The organism is Draconibacterium sp. IB214405 (assembly GCF_033963885.1).
GTDB lineage: Bacteria > Bacteroidota > Bacteroidia > Bacteroidales > Prolixibacteraceae > Draconibacterium.
This window is the reverse complement of sequence record NZ_JAXBMA010000004.1, coordinates 308,917-327,720: the sequence shown is the minus strand read 5'-3', so window position 1 is coordinate 327,720 and position 18,804 is coordinate 308,917. Positions and strand designations below refer to the sequence as shown.

11 protein-coding genes are annotated in these 18,804 nt (G+C 40.9%); all 11 read left to right on the top strand.

What is annotated here, in order from left to right; genetic code table 11:
- Positions 1-68 precede the first annotated feature (68 nt).
- Positions 69-632: an RNA polymerase sigma factor gene (locus tag SLH46_RS13915; protein WP_320281811.1), complete on the top strand. Its 564-nt coding sequence runs from the start codon at positions 69-71 to the stop codon at positions 630-632.
- Positions 633-698: 66 nt separating this feature from the next.
- Entirely contained in the window at positions 699-1,913 is a 1,215-nt protein-coding gene (locus tag SLH46_RS13910; protein ID WP_320281810.1) for a FecR family protein, read from the top strand.
- 90 nt (positions 1,914-2,003) lie between these two features.
- Positions 2,004-5,624 carry a SusC/RagA family TonB-linked outer membrane protein gene (locus SLH46_RS13905; protein WP_320281809.1) on the top strand — a complete coding sequence of 1,207 codons (3,621 nt, stop codon included), beginning with the start codon at positions 2,004-2,006 and terminating at the stop codon, positions 5,622-5,624.
- Positions 5,625-5,633: 9 nt separating this feature from the next.
- On the top strand, positions 5,634-7,073 hold the full coding sequence (locus SLH46_RS13900) for a RagB/SusD family nutrient uptake outer membrane protein (protein ID WP_320281808.1): 1,440 nt from the start codon (positions 5,634-5,636) through the stop codon (positions 7,071-7,073).
- Positions 7,074-7,095: 22 nt separating this feature from the next.
- Positions 7,096-8,151, top strand: coding sequence for a hypothetical protein (locus SLH46_RS13895; RefSeq protein ID WP_320281807.1), 1,056 nt, complete (start codon positions 7,096-7,098; stop codon positions 8,149-8,151).
- Between the two features lie 12 nt (positions 8,152-8,163).
- A complete protein-coding gene (locus SLH46_RS13890) occupies positions 8,164-9,642 on the top strand; it encodes a hypothetical protein (protein ID WP_320281806.1) in 1,479 nt (492 codons plus the stop codon).
- A 59-nt stretch (positions 9,643-9,701) separates the two neighbouring features.
- Entirely contained in the window at positions 9,702-11,159 is a 1,458-nt protein-coding gene (locus SLH46_RS13885; protein WP_320281805.1) for a TlpA family protein disulfide reductase, read from the top strand.
- Between the two features lie 617 nt (positions 11,160-11,776).
- Positions 11,777-13,117 (top strand): thioredoxin family protein, encoded by a 1,341-nt coding sequence (locus SLH46_RS13880; protein WP_320281804.1) that lies wholly within the window; start codon positions 11,777-11,779, stop codon positions 13,115-13,117.
- Between the two features lie 31 nt (positions 13,118-13,148).
- Positions 13,149-14,483: a thioredoxin family protein gene (locus tag SLH46_RS13875; protein ID WP_320281803.1), complete on the top strand. Its 1,335-nt coding sequence runs from the start codon at positions 13,149-13,151 to the stop codon at positions 14,481-14,483.
- Positions 14,484-14,544: 61 nt separating this feature from the next.
- A complete protein-coding gene (locus SLH46_RS13870) occupies positions 14,545-15,909 on the top strand; it encodes a thioredoxin family protein (RefSeq protein ID WP_320281802.1) in 1,365 nt (454 codons plus the stop codon).
- Between the two features lie 47 nt (positions 15,910-15,956).
- Positions 15,957-18,779, top strand: coding sequence for a M16 family metallopeptidase (locus tag SLH46_RS13865; protein WP_320281801.1), 2,823 nt, complete (start codon positions 15,957-15,959; stop codon positions 18,777-18,779).
- Positions 18,780-18,804: the final 25 nt, after the last annotated feature.

Sequence of the window (18,804 nt, the reverse complement as noted above, 5' to 3'; positions counted from 1 at the left end):
TATTAATATTCGTTATTAATAACAGCCATTTTTTATCCTATCTTTGTAGCAATTTAATTTAGCCGTAAATGATAATAGCCGGTAAGAAGGTATTATATAATAGTAAGGAGTTCAAAATCCTTTTTGATCAGCTATTCCCGTCGATGTGTGTGTTGGCTACCCGTATTTTAGATGATGAACACAAGGGGAAAGACATTGCACAAGAGGCTTTTATAAAACTTTGGCAAAATCCCGACGAAAATTTTGCTACCGAGAATTCGCTAAAAGCATACTTGTATGTACTGGTACGAAATGCCTGTTACAGCTTGCTGCGAAAAGAAAAGCGAATTACAAAAGATCCGCTTGAACAACACCTGCATTTGCCTTCCGAAAAACGAATACTCGAAGAAATTTTACGCGAAGAAACCTTCAGTTTGTTACACGAGGCCATTAAAGAATTATCGCCTCAGGCACGAAAAGTAATTAAACTTACCCTTCAGGGAATGACAAATGAAGAGACCGCACAAAAATTATCGGTGTCGATAAATACCGTAAAAACGGTTAAAAAAAGAGCTTATAAAGCTTTACGCGAAAAACTGGGCAGCCAGTTTATGTTTATCGTTTTTATACAATTGATTGATTTCTTCAATTAAATGCACAGATGTCACCCGCATTGTAAACACTTGCGTCCTACATACGATTATTAATGAAATATATTAATGAGATTGAGAGATAAAATATTGCGTCAGATTGCCTCGTCCAAATTGCTGGCAAAGTACTTCCTTGGTACATTAAACAAGGAAGAACAGGCCGAAATGCAGGATTGGATGGCAGATAACGGCAACAAAAAACTTCTGGATGAGCTTGGCGATGAGAAAAATCGTGCTGAGCGAAACCGGATTATTGACAGCATTAATTTAGACGAAGAATGGCGGCTTTTTATCAAAAGTATGGAGATAGAGAAAAGAGCCGCAACAAAAAATCTTCGTATAAAAATCTATTCTGCTGTTGCATCGGTTGCTGCCGTTTTTGTACTTGGTCTTATGATGGTTTTCGGACCGTGGGATAACCCGTTTTCGGATAATGAATTGCTTGCCGAAGAAATAAATATTAACCCGGGAAGAACAACCGCTGAACTGATTTTGCCTGACGGTGAGGTTATTAACCTCGAGGCGATTAAGAATACTGTTGTTGAAGATGATAACATTAAAATATCGAACAACGAAGGGATTTTGCTTTACGAACCGCAGAAAATAGTTCCGCTTGATACGGTTAAAAATATATTACGTGTACCGCGTGGAGGCGAGTATCAACTGGTATTGGAAGACAGTACCGTGGTTTGGTTAAATTCTGAATCGCAATTAACCTACCCCAGAATCTTTTCAGCCGATCAGCGTAAAGTTGAGTTGATAGGTGAAGCCTATTTCGATGTAAAACGCGACGAAAGAAGGCCATTTGTTGTAGTTTCTAAATCGCAGCAGGTAACTGTTCTTGGTACCGAGTTCGACATTTCGGCTTATGAGCAGGACGACCGCATTTTTACCACGCTGGTAGAAGGAAAAGTAAAGGTTGAAATCGAAGAAGGCGACGGACAGGTTCATACTGAATTTTTGGAACCCAACGAACAGGTTGTTTATGATATTAACAGCAACGATATGAAACGCGATCAGGTCGATCCGTATGAATACAGTTCATGGAAAGACGGTCGCTTCGTATTCAATAACGAACCTTTAAGCTCATTAATGAGTAAGATCAGTAGATGGTACGACATTGACTACCGTTTTGAGGAAGAAGGTGTTGGTGAGATACGGTTTACAGGCGATTTGAAACGCTACAGCAATCTTGCCGACTTCCTGAAAATTCTGGAGGTTGAAAAGTCGTTAAAGGTTGTTTTGGAAGAGGAGGAACAAACTCTGGTAATCAGCCAGCAGTAGTTTACCCTGTTTATTTTAGTCTTTTTTTAATTGTCGGTGTCGACATAATTTGCCGGGATCCAATTCCGGGCGCAGTAGAAAATAAGGAACATGAAAATATTAAGATTTATTTTTTTATTTGGAATTTTAACCTGGTCGGGGATTGTTCATGCGCAAACCGAAAAGATCAGTATCAGTGCTCAGAATGTTGATATCGACTATATTTTTAAAGAGATAAGAACGCAAACTTCTTATGGCTTCTTTTTTAATGATGATAAGGTGTCGGCAATCGACAATATCACCATTCAAAAAGAAAATGTCACCGTTAAGGAAGTGCTTGATGAAGTGCTGAAAAACTCAGGATATACCTACGAGCTGGTTGGCGATGTTATTACCATTAAAAAAGGTGCAGCGCCACAACGTCAAACCGTAAAACAAATTATGGGAACCGTGGTTGACGAGGATGGTGTGCCAATCCCCGGAGTTCATGTAAACGTAAAAAATTCTGGTTTGGGTACCATAACCGATATCGACGGAAATTTCCAGATTCGTATTCCGGACTCATTCAACGCCTTGTATTTTTCTTTTATCGGATACGAACAGCAGGAAGTTGAAATCGGTGATAAAAGAATATTAAACGTTCAAATGAAACCTCAGTTTGAAGAAATTGCCGAGGTGGTTGTAACCGGTTACCAGGTTATTGATAAAAGGGAAGTTACCAGTGCAATTTCTACTATCGAGGGTGATGACTTAGACGAAATTGGAGCCCTTTCAGTTGATGAAATGCTGGTTGGTAAAGCTACCGGATTAATGGTGTCGAATGTGAGTTCTACTCCCGGTGCAGCAGCAAAAGTAAGAGTAAGAGCCGGTAGTACCTTCACCGGAAACCAGTCGCCGCTTTGGGTAGTTGACGGGGTGATTTACGAAGATCCGGTTCCGCTGAGTGCAGCAGAAATTAACAGTTTCGATAATATTAATCTTATTGGCAACGCGCTTACCGGAGTTAATCCACAAGATATTGAATCGATAAATGTACTGAAAGATGCATCGGCAACTGCCATTTATGGTACCCGTGCAGCTAACGGTGTTATTGTAATTACCACCAAACGCGGGAAAGTTGGAAAACCAAGTATTTCGTACCAGGGAAGTTTTAGTTTTGTAGATCGACCACGGTATACCGATATGTACCTGATGAATTCAAAAGAACGTATCGACCTGTCGCGCGAGATGTACGAAAAAAACCTTGGAACAGTAAGCAGTTATGCCAATCTTGATTACCTGGGTTACGAAGGTGCTTTAAAACAATTGTGGAACGGTACCTATAATTTCGATCAGTTCCAGAATCAGGTTTCATACCTCGAAACTTTAAATGCGGATTGGTTCGATGCCCTGTATCAGCCATCGCTACAGCAGCAGCACTCTATTAGTGCGTCCGGTGGTTCAGATAATATGCGCTACTATTTCTCGGTTGGATACGACGATCAGCAAGGTCCGGAAATAGGTGTTGGACTGGATCGTATTACAGGCCGTTCAAACCTCGATTTGGATATTACCGACAATTTGTTGGTGTCGTTAAAGTTCAGCGGTTCGGTTCAGGAAGCCGAATACAACCACAATTCAATTAACGTATTTAACGAAGCTTATTATACCAGCCGCACAATTCCGGTTTACGAAGAGGATGGAGATTTATTCTACCAGAGCCAGGAGATTTACCGCCGACGGGATGGAACACGGATTTACGGTGGGTACAATGTATTAAACGAGATCGAAAATTCGCAGCGCAACATTACCAATAAAAGTTTTACCATTTCCGGTAATCTGCAATGGAAATTCCTGAACAACTTCCGCTTTCAAAGTCAGATCAGTTACAGGAACACGACCAACATGTCGGAAGAGTACATTACCGAAGAAACATTTTATATCTCGAAACTGCGAACCTATTTTGATTACAACGATTTCGACGAAACCAGTGTTGCCAACGATGCTATGGTTCCTTTTGGAGGAATTTATTCGGGCGGTATGGTCGATCAGAAATCCACTTCGATCACCAACCAGTTAAACTACAACAAGGTTTTCAATTCGAAACATGTACTGAATATTAACCTCGCGCAGGAAGCACGTTCAACCAAATTCTGGGGATCAACCGGCTGGTTGTCGCCGGGATATAACCACAGCCAGGGAAGAAGTTTTATTGTGTTGCCGGCTGTAAAATATACAACAGATCAGTCGATCGTTGGTCTCGATGTAAATTCGTACGAATATAAATACATGATCTCGTGGCTGACCAATGCCGGTGGTTTGGATGTTTATCCAAGTATTACGGACAAGGTACAAAACAGCATGTCGGTGTTTGGTATTTTCAACTATGTGTACGATAACCGTTATGTGTTGAACTTCAACCTACGTAGCGACGGATCGAATACTTTCGGTCAGTACGAAAGATACAAGTTTAAACCGGTTTGGTCGGTTTCAACACGTTGGAACATCCATAACGAAGCATTCTGGAATAACGACAATGTATTTGAACAATTGTCGCTGCGTTCGTCGTTTGGTTTCAGAGGATCGATGCCAAACGCAAGTCCTTATCTGATTATTAGCGACTACGGTAAAAACGATGCCAATTATTATTCCGAAAATATTGCTTCACTGTCGCAATTCCCTAATGCGACTTTACGCTGGGAAAGAACCGGTACGTTTAACCTCGGATTGAACTATTCGATGTACAACGGACGAATTAGTGGGGCATTCGATTACAGCTATTCGAAAAGTACCGATTTGTTGCAAACACGACCAATTTCGCTGGTTAACGGTAGTGCCGCCTATTTGTACAACTCCGGAAGTAAAGACGTGCAGAGTTACGAATTCAGTATTCGTACGGTAAACGTGAAAAGTAAAGACTTTAGCTGGAGTACCAACCTGAATTTCTCGCACGACAAAGACCGTGTACTCGAAGGATTTGAGGAAGCAACCAGTCAGAACCTGTCGGTTAGCGATTATCTGAACGGTACAGTTTATACAACCGGTTTCCCGTCGAACGGATTCTTTTCGTACCAGTTTGATGGTTTGGATGAAAGCGGTTTGCCAACATTTAAAAATCTGGTTGACGAAACGGGTGGCAGTATTGACGAGCACCTGAAAAGTGTATTAAAATACGAAGGAAGCAGGATCCCACTTTATTATGGTGGATTTGGTACAGAACTGAAATATAAGAGTTTTACTGTTTCTGCGAATTTTACCTATAAACTGGGGTATAAAACACGATTACTGAAATTATACAACGGTAATCAGAATATGCCATACCCCTACGAAAATGTTCGGGCAGAGTTTAACGACCGCTGGCGCAACCCGGGCGACGAACAATATACAAGTATCCCGGGCTTGAGCGATGAAACACTCCTGTTCTCAAACGATCCGACATCGGACAATTATGTGAGTAATTTGGGTTATGTGGTTCCGTCAGGGACTTCAGCCTGGTGGATGTACGATTACAGTGATGCACGAGTAGTAAAAGGCGATCACATTCGTTGGCAGTCGTTCTCATTATCGTACCAGGTACCTTCTACTATCAGCGAAAAAATTAATGTGAAGAACGCTCGCCTGAGTTTACGAATGAGTAACATAGCCGTGTGGTCGCTTGACAAAAAGTTAAAGGGACAAGACCCGGAACAGGTTATCGGACTGGGATTACCAACCCTTCCAAATTACGGATTTAGTGTAAATATGAGTTTCTAAAAAATGAACATGATGGGAAGAATAGATATTAGATATATGATGTTTTTGGTTCTGTTGATTATTGCTTCAGCATGTACCGATTTTTTAGATGAAGTGGATCAGGATAAGCTTGTTCCTGAGAAAACAGATCATTACGCCGCCCTTTTATTAAAAGAGTTCAATAAGGAATATCCGATTTTCAAGACGATTGATTACATGACGGATAATATGACCGAAGTGGACTATGCGCTAAGCGATACAAAAGTTTCGCGGAAAACGGTTTATACCTGGCAACGCGAGATTGAAATTGATGAAGAAGGGGATGAATTGTCGAGCATAAACAGAGCCTGGCGAGAAATATATGAAGACATTGCCATTACCAATTATGTAATTGAGCAAATTGATGATGCCGATGGTGAACAGGAAGAAAAGGATTACATTAAAGGTGAAGCGTATTTTGTAAGGGCACATTCCTATTTTAATTTGCTTAATTTATACGGACAACCCTTTAACGACGAAACTGCCGATGCCGACTTGGGCGTTCCCTTACGTACAAACATTGCAGTTGAGCAGGTGTATTACAGAAACACTGTTCGCGAATGCTACAATCAAATCGAGGAAGATTTAACGCTGGCTACAGAACTGATTTTTAATAGTGGAATCGAGAAAAGTAAGTGGCATCCCGATGTAAATACCTGCAACCTTTTAATGTCGCGTGTTAAATTGTATCAGAAAAACTGGGAAGAAGCAATCGACTTTGCAACAAAGGTAATCAGCAACGGAAGTCTGGCGCGAATGAATGCTGCCAACGTATTTGTAACTGAAGATAACACCGAAATCCTGTATTCGTTTTACACGCTGAGCCCCGTATTTACAAGCTCGTCGCAAACTGTAACAGGTTACAGTTCAAGCCCTGAATTGTACAACCTCTACCAGGATGAAGATGCACGTAAAGTGGCCTTTTTTGGGATTAATACTGTTGGAACAGCGGAGTATTATATTACCAAAAAATATTCGAGCGACTTTACCGAACTGGGATATGGAAATTACCGGGTAAGTGAAGCTTATCTGAACCGTGCCGAAGCCTACGCTCAGCTCGGACAAACCGGTGAAGCCATAAACGATGTATCAGACTTGTTACAACGCCGGTACAGCGATATGTCGGTTATCGAATTTCCGGAAGCCCAGGCCGAAGTGCTCGATTTTATATTAACTGAGCGTCGTAAGGAGTTGTGTTTCGAAGACCATCATCGTTGGTTCGATTTGCGAAGAATGGAAAACCGCCCGGAGATTAAACATGTTTTCACACTGGTGAACAGTTCAGCTCAAAAATACGGAGTAGAAACATACACGCTTTTATCCGACGATCCGAATTATACCTTGCCCATTCCTTTGCAGGAGCGGGAGAATAATCCGTTGATTCGTAACAACGAGCGTTTAGAGAAACTACCTGTTAAGGAAAATTTGTAAGGTTAACACGAAGAAAAACTGAATGATGAAGTACAAAAATATTATAGCTGGTATACTTATCGCATTAAGCATTTATTCCTGCGAGGAGGAATCTTCGTTAACACCATCGTTGGTGGATGAGGACAGAGTTGCTGCACAGGTCGATTTATCAAAATCGTTGGTAAAAGACATGTATGAAAACTACGGTTGTGGCATTTTATATGACTTCGACTTTACACTCGATTTTGCCTATACCGCATCAAGTAGGAGTGAAGCAGCCAAATGGGAAAAGGTGGATATAGAAATGCTGGATGCTGCCGATGTGGATTTTGCTCTCGACTTTCTGAGTGAAAATGTATTCCAGTATTTTAAAGAAAATATCAGCTTTAACGGAACCGATTACAACACAGCCTATATTCTTGATTACCTTCCGTATAAAGTATTGGTGTGTGACGAAATTAGTACACCAAGCGTTGGTTTAATGGATATGTTAGACTTATCCGACTCGCGTGCCACAGACACCGGCGAAGGAGTGTTGCACTCGCTTGGCAACGATCATTCTTTTGCTTTTGGTGTTAACCGCATGGTGGTAGAAAACAGTGCTCAACGCTACAGCGAGTACCGAAATGATAACTTTTTCCTGTTTCTAACCTACACCATGGACACGCACGATTTGTACAACGAGCTACCGCTTAGTTTCTACGATTACAGTTCGGCCTACTTGGATCGTAATATTGGTGAAGTGTATGAGGAAGAAGGAAACGTTGTGGATGAATACGGCCTGGTAGACAAAAGCTGGTTTTTTGAAAAAGGTTTTATTGATGCACGCTATTTTTATAACGCCCCCAACGGTTTAACCAATATTACTGTTGAAGGCCAAACCATTAATAAAGCAATAAAGTCGGGTTACGATTTTGTGCCCACTAAACGAATGTTTGCCTACAGTTACGTTAACGAATTGATTCACACCGACGCTGAGGCGCTCGCAAATTATCCCGAGTATATCAAAGAGAAATTTCAGATTCTGATTGAAACCTTTATGGAATGGGGAATCGACATCGTTTCGTATAATCCTGATCTGGCAACTTTATACAATTAAAATTTGAGCAGTATGACCGTTAATTCGATAATAAAAAATATAAAACCCCTACTATGGATCGCGATTCTTTTAATCGCCATTATGGCTTGTAACCAGGATATTACTTTTCCTGACCCGGGATTTGATTTACAAAGTGACCGCGAAGTAGATGTTCGTCGCGATACAGCCGATTACTACGATATTAATTTGCTGATGAATGTGCCAAACGGTGTGGCAAAAATTGAAGTATTGAACGGCCGCGATTATTCATTGATTGAAGAAATCACTGGTTATACTAATGAAACGGAGTTTGAATTTACCTACGAAATCGATCTTCGCGAAATTCTTGTCGACACCACACTTACTTACGTAATTAAGGTGGTTGATAACGATAACCGTAGTTTTAACCGAGGGTTTATTGTAAACGTTAAGAAGTTTTCATTCCCCGAGTTGTCGTTGGTCGGCGGAACAAATGTGGCATTAACCGCACCTTCATACGGTTTTAAAGGGACAATTACCACAGGAATGAACACCATCGATTCAATCATTTTTGTGTTTGAAGGAGAGGAACTGAGAACTATTGTGCCCGATAGCGCCATTTCGGAATATGAACTCGATGAAGTTTTTTCTTTTACCGGTTTGGAGGCTGATAAAGAATACAAATTCGAGATCATCGTTGTCGACAATATCGGTCAGAGAGGAATTACCGAAATTTTCATTTTAAGAGGATTTTTAGCAAAACCTGTTCGGATGAAATATGTGATGGAACGACTTGGTACAGAGGGAGGAATTGATTTCTATTACGATGAATTAACGGGCCGTCTGGATAGTTTCATGTTCAATATCAACAACCGGCATTATAGTAACTGGAATCTCGAGTATAATGAAGATGGAAATGTAACTTTCCTGAAGTATTCATATGAAGAGGACGGGGACGATCCATATGTGTACGAAAGAAACAACCGCTATTATTATACCAGTGGTACCAATCAACTCGAAAAAATTACGGTTCAAACGATAAGGTCTTACGGTAGCGGAGTGGTTGAAGATACAGGAGAAGAAATACAGGCCGAATCGTTTGTGTACAACGAAGATGGAACCATTGCAAGTTATATTGCCGAAAGACAGATAAAAGACATTAAATATGTTGATGGCTTTGAAGAAGGTGAAAAGATTTGCGCGGAATTTTGGGAAGGATATGGCTACTACGATATTTTGGATAAAAACAGAAGGTACCGAACCGGTTTTGATCCGATTTTGATGCCAACCTTTGTTGAAGGTTTACCACCTTTTATTGGCGTAAACGACGTGCGTACATCTTATCTGAACGACTTGTTATTCCATAAATATGTCTGGTCGGGAACAAGTTTCCTCTATCCTGAACTTGAGGGAGATATTGACCTCCCTCCTTATTCTTACGAACTGGATGCTGAGGGAAAAATGACCAAGTTAGTTAAAACAGAACATTGGTATGGTGTACCAAAACTGTTGACTTATTTCTTCGAGTATTAATTAACAGGAACTTAAATAGAACAATCAAGCAAACCATAGCAATACCTGTGTTCAATAAAATGAGAGGTAAAATTGCAAATACAATTTTTTTCAGGGGAGTACTTCCGGCCTTTGTACTGTTACTTTTTATTGGGTGCAGTAAAACAGAATCGGTTTCCGATAAAGTTACGGTTACCTTAACTTCTGCAAATCGCGAAGATAATAAGGTTAGTATAAAAGGCCTGTTTAATATTTGGGAACGATCGGAGTTAAATGCAAAAGACCGTGAAGGAGTTATTCATATCGAAAAAAGGACCAAAGTTCCTGAACTGCTTTACCTTTCAACGCCAACAAGTATCGAAAACTTATGGTGTTACCTCGAGCCGGGTGATTCTTTAAATATTCATGTTGGTGATGACGGTGCAGTTTTTACGGGCCATTCTATCGCTGTAGAGCAAAATATACTACTTCAGCAGATTAAGAAGGAACGGGCGAAAATATGGGAGAATCGAAACAATCAGGTTATAAATAATCGAAGCAAAAAGAGTGTGACGATAATCAAAAAACCGGTTGTGCCCACTTATAACGATATTGATGAGCGCACAGCTCAATTCATCGCTGATTTCAAAAAGAGGGTACCAAATCATTCGGCTGCTTTTATGCGTTTTGTTGAGATCGATCAAAAATATTACCGTATTCAGAATGAGATTGGTCTGAAAATTCGCCAAACGCAGACTTATGAAAAGTATTCGGAGAATGAGTTAAAACTGCTTGAGGAAACACTCGTCGATTCAAATATTGATGAAGCAATTTACTCCGGTTATTACCGACGGGTATTAAATGCTTACATCGATTATCTCCGTATACACGATCCGAAACAGCTACTCGGCAATGGAAAAGAATACATTTTGAACGAGATTCGTTTAGCGGATTATGTTGAAAATCAGTTCGTTAAAGATTATATTGTTACCGGTAATCTGTACTCGTTGGTTTTTCAGGAAGGTTCGAATCCTGAATATATTGAGGCGATTGAAAATTATGGTGGACAATGGAAAGAATTTTTACTTGAGCAAGTTCAATCTGCTGAGGGAAATGCTGAATATTCAGCGACCGAATGGAACGAATTTCCCGAATTTCAGGCTGTAAATGTTCATGGCGATTCAATTCGCTTAAGCGATTACCATGGCAAATGGATTTATCTGGAAATATGGACAACCTGGTCGGGACCTTCGAACCTGGAAGTTCCGTATTTTGATGAACTGGAAGACAGGTTGCAGGATTATCCGGTTGAATTTATTCGTGTTTCGGTAGATAACGTCGACGACCAACAAAAGTGGACCAATTACGTGCAGAAATATAAGCCAAAAGGAACACATCTGTTCTGTGCTAAAAAGCAAAAACTGTATTCTGAACTGGGAGTTACCGCGGTTCCGCATTTTTCCATTATCAATCCCGAAGGAAAATTGGTTTACAACAACGTGCTCCGGCCATCAAGTGGTATTCCCGAACGATTGCTGAAAGCGCTGGTCTCGGAGTAAAGATGGTTTCGTCCGCTTTACTTCCTCGCCATGACAATTGTGATGGGAGGCTCCGGCAGCGGACATCCACTGACAATTTCTTATAACGATTCACGTTGTCCGCTAACTCATTATCCTGTGATTCCGTGTCATTGCGATCCGTCAACGGACGGAGAAGCAATCTGAAGTCAACATGAGATTATTAATCCTTACAGGATTTTCCTAAGGGTGACACCAACACCAAAAAATACTTCCTTTTCCTGTTAATGATACGTTAATGTATGGCTAAAATAGGCTGGTGCATGCCGTTTAACAAAAGACTAAGTTCGACAGTTGTTTGTGTTCCCAGGCTGGTGTTTTTATATTTTTCTTTTAGTGTTGATGAATAGTGGGGGTTGTAAGTGGCATTATAACAGGTGTTTATGTTTTGCGATTGAGTTGTGCGACTAAAACTAGTTTTGCGAAGATCCCGGCTTGAAAGTTCTAAATGTATTGTTAATACTAATGAAAGCGAGAGTTTCTGGTTGGTGAGGGTGACAACACTTTGTCACCCGTGCATGCAAATTTTGGGGTCTCTATTATGAAACGTTCATTGTAACAAACAGCTACATTTTACGATATCATATAAACAGGTTAAAATGAAAGATTTGAAAAAGATTATTCTATTATTCACAGTACTCGTGTTTTTTGTTCAGGGGAAGAGCTTTGCACAGGGTATCGAATTCGAACACATTAGTTTGGAAGAAGCGCTTGAAAAAGCCAAAGCCGAAGATAAAATGGTATTTATCGATTTTTATACAGTTTGGTGCGCTCCGTGCAAGGGAATGACAAAAGGTGTTTTCCCGAATGAAAAAGTGGGAACCGTTTATAACCGCGACTTTATTAATGTAAAGCTCGATGCCGAAAAGGAAGGCCGTGAAGCAGCCCGCAAATACAATGTGCATGTTTATCCTACCCTTATGTTTTTAAACGGAGATGGCGAAATGGTATATAAGGCAACCGGCGCTAAAGGCATTTCGGGAACCCTGCAAATGGCCACCGACGCGGTGAATGCCCTGAGTAGTGGATACAGTCTTTCAGATTTGAAAAAACAATACGAAAGCGGGAATAACGACGAACGTTTTCTGAAAATGTACATCGAAAAAATGATCGGTTATAAGGAATATCCGGTTGCTGCAATTGATGACTGGCTGAAAATTCAGACAGAAATAAAAGAAGACGATGTGGACATGATGGAGTACCTGATGGAGCACTTTAAATACCTTATCGTGGGAGGAAAAGGAGAGGCCATTCTTTACGCCAATTTCGACGAATACATGGACATCGCAACAAAAGCGGAAGAAACAAAACTCGAGAACCTGAAGTACGCGATCGTTAAAAATACCAGGGAACAGGCTTACATGCAGAAAAGTCCTGAGTTGATGCGTTTGTACATCGATACATGGAAAAAATATCCTGACGACAAAAAGAATGTAAGCGACCTGAAGGACTACGAAATGGACTATCTGTTATTGGCTAAAGAATATGATGAGTATAGAAAAGTGGCCACGGTTTATCTAGACAGTGTGATGAACGCCAAATCGCTGGAGCAGATCAGACTGGATGATGCGGCCTACTACAAAGAATATAAGGAAACAAGATATCGGCCAAGTTTGATGGGAAATGCGAAGTTGAAAGAACTGGAAAAAGGCAGGGAAGCACTGGAGCAAACAAACATCATTAACCGCGTGGCGCGTTATTATTTGCGGTACTGTGCCGAGAAAAAGTCGGATTACAAACAGTTGTATAAATGGATCGATTACGGTTCTGAGTTAATCCCCGACGATTATAAAATGGATGAATTACGTTCGGATGCACTGAAAAAACAAGGCAAAATTGAAGAAGCCATCGAATACAAGGAAATCGCTTTAAACAAAATTCCTGAGAACAGCAGAGTACGCAGCAGGGTAGAAAAAGAACTGGAAGATTTAAAAAAGTAGTGCCTTGTCCTAAAAATTAAAATTTAAGCAGATGAAATTTATATACACAATACTGATTCTATTAGCAGTTACACTTTCAGCAGGAGCACAGGGAATTAATTTCGAGCATAGTAGTCTGGAAGAAGCAATTAAAAAAGCCAAAGACGAGAACAAAATTTTGTTTATCGACGGATACGCTGTTTGGTGTGGCCCTTGTAAGAAAATGGCTTCAACTGTTTTTAAGGATGAAGAAGTTGGTCAATTTTTCGACGAACATCTGATTGCTTTAAAAGTGGATGTTGAGCGTGGAGAAGGCCCGATGATCAAAAGCCGTTATGGTATCACTGCATTGCCCGGTTATGTTTTTATCGATGGCGATGGTTTGGTGGTTTACCGTTTTGGAGCCTATATGCAAAAGGATGCTTTTATGAAAGAGGTGAAACTGGCGCTTGAATATGCCAACGATAGTAACAGTGTTGGTCGTTATGCCGAGCGTTATGTTACCGAAAAGAACGACGAAAAATTCGTTAGGAAATACCTGGATATTCTGGCCAGAAGTCAATCGACAAATTATACCGAAGTGCTGGAGCACTACCTGTCAATCCAGACAACTATGAAAGAGACCGACAAGGAAATGGTTGAGTTTCTGGCACAACATTACCAGGAGATTGTTTTTGGTGGAATCGCCGATGAAATCGTTCAGCGAAATTTAGGTTCCGAAATCTGGAAACTTTATGTACGGAAAGATGTTCGTGCAAAGTTCCAGAAACTTCCGCGTTCGATGGTGGAAAAAACAACGGATTATGCCATCCTGAAAAAAGATACTACCATTCTTGACATCGCGCTCGATCGTGCAGTTGAAGCCGGAGTAAAACGTTCTGACGAGACGCGAAAACGCGCTTACACTTATTATTACCTGAATGCAGGAGAAGGAGAGAAGTACAAAGCAATGGTACACGACGATATTGTCAACTACATCAACTCGCTTAATATTGAGCAATTGAGAGAAGCTTACCTCGATAATTTAAAGCGGAGAGAAGAAGGCGATGTGCAGGCACTTGCAACAAGACCTTATGCATTTCGCGAGGCTCAAACCATTACCGGCCTGGTAAATAGTTATTCAAAATTTGTTGTAAGCGAAGAAGAAAAATCAGAAGTGGTGGCCTGGATGAAAACGGCTTATGATCTGCTCCCTGGCGATGCAACCACTATGAGCGACTATGCCAATATCCTTTACCTTTTTGGAAACGATAAGGCCAAAGCAATCGAAATAAAAGAGGAGGCATACGAAATCGCATTAAACGATACAAAAGACCACGGTAAGAGTACAGGAATTCTGGCCGACATCGAATTAATGAAATCGGGAGAAAAGATTACTGTATTTTAATTGATTTTGAAGTAAATCTGCGAGCGAGTTTATAATTTATTGAAAACGAAAAATAAATAGAATGAGAAAATCGGTTGTAATAATGATGGTGATGTTGGTGTTCAGTCAGTTTGGCTTTTCGCAGGGAATCGAATTTCAGCACATTACTTTCGAAGAGGCTGTTCAAAAAGCCAAACAACAGGATAAACTCATTTTTATCGATTTTTACACACAGTGGTGCGCTCCTTGTAAAACACTTGCTGCGGGACCGTTTAAGGAAAAAGCAGTTGGCGATTTTTATAACAGCCACTTTATCAATATTAAACTCGATGCGGAAAAAGAAGGATTCGATGCTGCTAAAAAATATGAAGTTAATGCTTACCCCACACTAATGTTTGTAGACGGCGAAGGGAATATGATATACCGGGGAACCGGAAGCAGCCATGGAAGAGATATGGTTGGATTTGGTAATAAGGCAATAGAATCGTTGGGTGCCGAATACAACCTCGAAACCTTGCAGGCCATGTTCCCGAACAAGCTGAACGACGAAGCTTTTCTGAAAATGTATTGTCGTAAAATGGTGGAGTTTGGCGTTAATCCAAATCATGGAATTGAAGCCTGGTTAAAGGTTCAAACCGAGATGAATGAGAATAGCGTAGAGATGATGCATTTTCTGCTCAAAAATCAACGTTTTTTGTTGTGTGGTGGTAAAGCGGAAGAGATATTGGATACCAACTATGATACTTTTATAAAAGCAGCAGACCAACAGGAAGAGAAGAGATTGTCGAGGTTGAAAAGCCTGATGATTCAATCGACACTAAAGGAAGCTTATAAAATTCAAAGTCCCGAACTGATGCGGTCTTTTATAAACGCAAGCCGTGAATTACAAAAGAAGAGCGGCCGCGTTAAAAAGCTGGGCTATTACGAAATGGAGTACAGTTTGCTTAAAAAAGATTATCCTGCATTTAGGCTACAGGCGACAGCCTATGTTGATAGTCTTATGAATGCAAAATCGCTGGAGGACATTAAACAGGAAGACCGTGACTTTTACGAAGGTTATCTGCGGGCCAATGAAGATAATGAAAATGTCCAGTACGAATTTTATGAAAAGAAGTACAAAGAAGGCAGTCAGGCAAATTCGCTTGTAAAAGAAATTGTTAAAACCGGGCATCTTTATCTGCAGTTTGCAGAAACTGATGCCGATTACAACCGGCTGACAAATTGGGTTGACTACTGTTATCAATTGATTCCCGGAAAATATACAGTTGAAAACTTACAGGCCAATTTACTTTATAGCCAGGGATACACCCAAAAAGCGATTGAACTCAAAAAATCTGCACTCGAAAAAACTCCAACTCACGAGAAAAAGCGAGTGAACGTTCAGTTCGAACTCGAACAAATGCAGCAGGGCAATGAACTCCTTGAAATAGCTGTTAACGGGAAATAGAAAGCAGAAATCTAATTCTGCACGTCTTTGATTCAAAAATTGAAATAATGAATAAATTTTTTCTGATACTTAGTGGGCTCATTCTTTTGAGCCTGAATTTATTTGCGCAACAATTTTCTGATTTGTCGCGCCCAATACCTTTCGATCCGGAAATTCGATCCGGTGTCTTACCAAATGGTTTGACCTACTACATCAAGCACAACGAAGTACCCGAAAAAAGGGCCAGCTTCTACATCTATCAAAATGTTGGAGCCATTTTAGAAACTGACGAACAAGACGGCCTTGCTCACTTTCTGGAGCACATGGCGTTTAACGGCACCGAGACTTTTCCGGCAAAAACCATGCTCGACATGCTTGAACGTAACGGTGTGAAATTCGGGAAAGATATAAATGCGTATACCACCACCGATGAAACCGTTTATAACATCAGTAAAGTTCCAACTGCCGTTGACGGATTAGTGGATTCGTGTTTGATTATTTTACGCGATTGGTGCGACGGGTTGGCGCTTACAGAAGAAGAACTGGATGCCGAGCGAGGTGTAATTACCGAGGAATGGCGCACCCGCCGAAACTCAGGTTTTAGGGTAAATGCGCAACTGGCACCAACGGTTTATAACGGTTCGAGATATGCCGAACGCGATGTGATCGGTGAGTTGGATGTGATCAAAAACTTCGATCCGAAAGAAATTCGCAGCTTTTACCACGACTGGTACCGCACCGATTTACAGGCGATTGCTATAGTTGGCGATATCGATGTTGATGCAATTGAAAAACAGGTGATCGAATTATTCTCTCCGATCGCTGCCATCGAAAATCCGGTATCGCGTAATTCAGCTGATACCATTCCTGATAATGACGAAGCGATGTATGCCGTGGCTACCGATCGCGATGTAAAAAATGTAACCGTTTCTCTGAATGTTCGCCATAAATATCAAACTGACGGTACAATGGCTCAACTCCGTGAAACCTATATTCTAAGCATCTTTAATAGCCTTATGCGGCAACGTTTTTCCGAACTTACGCAAAGTGCCGATGCACCGTTTTTAGGCGCAAAAGTTCAGGTTGCAAGTCTACTTCGCGATTATAAAATATTTAAAGTAAGTGCCACTGCCAGGGTAGGAGAAGAGGCAACGGCTTTCGAAGAAGTTTATTCGGTTTTCCAGCAAGTACTCAACGACGGATTTACCGAAAGTGAGCTGGAAAGAACCAAATTGAACCTGATTGCCGGTGCTGAAAATAACTACAATAAACGCGATCAGGTTTCATCCGACGGTTATGGAAAGGCGCTGAAAAATGTTTACCTGAAAGGTTCTTCGTTACCCGAGTCTTCATTCAATTATCAGTTTGTAAAAGAAGTGGTTCCGGGTATCACACTCGAAGAAGTTTCGGCAGTTGCTTCGAAGTATCTGGGTGATAAAAACAGGTATTACACCGTGGTAGGTCCGTCAAATGCCGAGGTGGATTTTATCACACAGGAAGAAATTGAAGAAATCATTTCAACTGTTGAATCAAGCGACTTAGCAGCCTACAATGATCATACTCCGGTAAATGCCGAATTGCTTCCGGTTAAGCCGCAGCCCGGTAAAATTGTAAACGAAAAGGAATTGAAAGAATTTGACGCGGTTGAATGGACGCTGTCGAATGGTGCCAAAGTGATCTATCGTTTTGCCGATTTTCAGAAAAATTCGGTGCGTCTTACTGCACAAAGTTATGGAGGAACCTCGATATACGAGGTGGAAGATTTGCCGTCGGCGGTTGCCGTTAACAGTTTTGTTAAGACCTTTGGAATTGGCGAACTGGATCCGATTTCCTATAAAAAAGTAATGGCGGGAAAAACCGCAAGCAGTTCGTTTAAAGTGGGACCTTACATCGACGTTGTTGCAGGTAGTTCAACTCCTGCCGACTTGGAAACGATGTTGCAACTGGTTTACATGCGTTTTGAAGAACCGCGTTTCGACGAAGAAAAGTTCGACAACCAAATGGCGCGGAATTACAAAACCCTGGAGAACAAAGTGAAATCGGTTGGTGAGATCGTAAAAGATACCTTGAATTCGATACTGGTTAATGGAAATCCAAGAGCACTTGATTTTAACAAATACTACCTCGATCAGATGAGTTTCGAACGCATGGAGCAAATTTATCGTGAGCGTTTTTCCAATGCCAGCGATTTCTATTTCTTTATCGTTGGCGACATTGATGCCGAAACTTTAAAACCGCTGGTAGAAGAATATATCGGATCGATCAGCAGTACCGGAGAAAAAGAGAAGTGGGTGGATCACGGACATTATTTTCCGAAAGGAAATAATACCTACAGAATAGGTATTCCTACACATAATAAATCGTCGGTGTACATGAAAATGAATGCCAAGGCGAAATACTCGCGAGAAAACGTTATTTACCATAGCATCTTAAAATCTGTTCTCGACCTCCGTTTTATGGAAAACATCAGGGAAAAAGAGGGTGGAACCTATGGAGTAGGAGTGAAAAGTTCTGCATCAACAATTCCACAAAGCAGGCTCGGAATGGAGATCCGGTTTGACTGTGATCCAACAAAAGCTGAATATCTGCGATCGCTGGTATTGGCGGAACTTGATGAGGTGCAGAAAAATGTTCGACAGTCGGACCTGGATAAAGTGGTATTGAATATGAAGAAAAATGCAGAACACCAGAACGAGAAAAACAGCTACTGGCTGAATGTACTGCAAACGTATTACGATACCGGCGAAAACATGTTGGATCCGGAATATTACGATGCAATTCTCGACCGTGTAACAACTAAGGATATTGAAAAAGCAGCCCGTTCGTTCCTGAAAAGTGCCGATATCGTAGACATTATTTTTGAACCACAGCGTTTTCAGGATCAGATGTAATTGACGTTTCGAAGAATCATTTGGA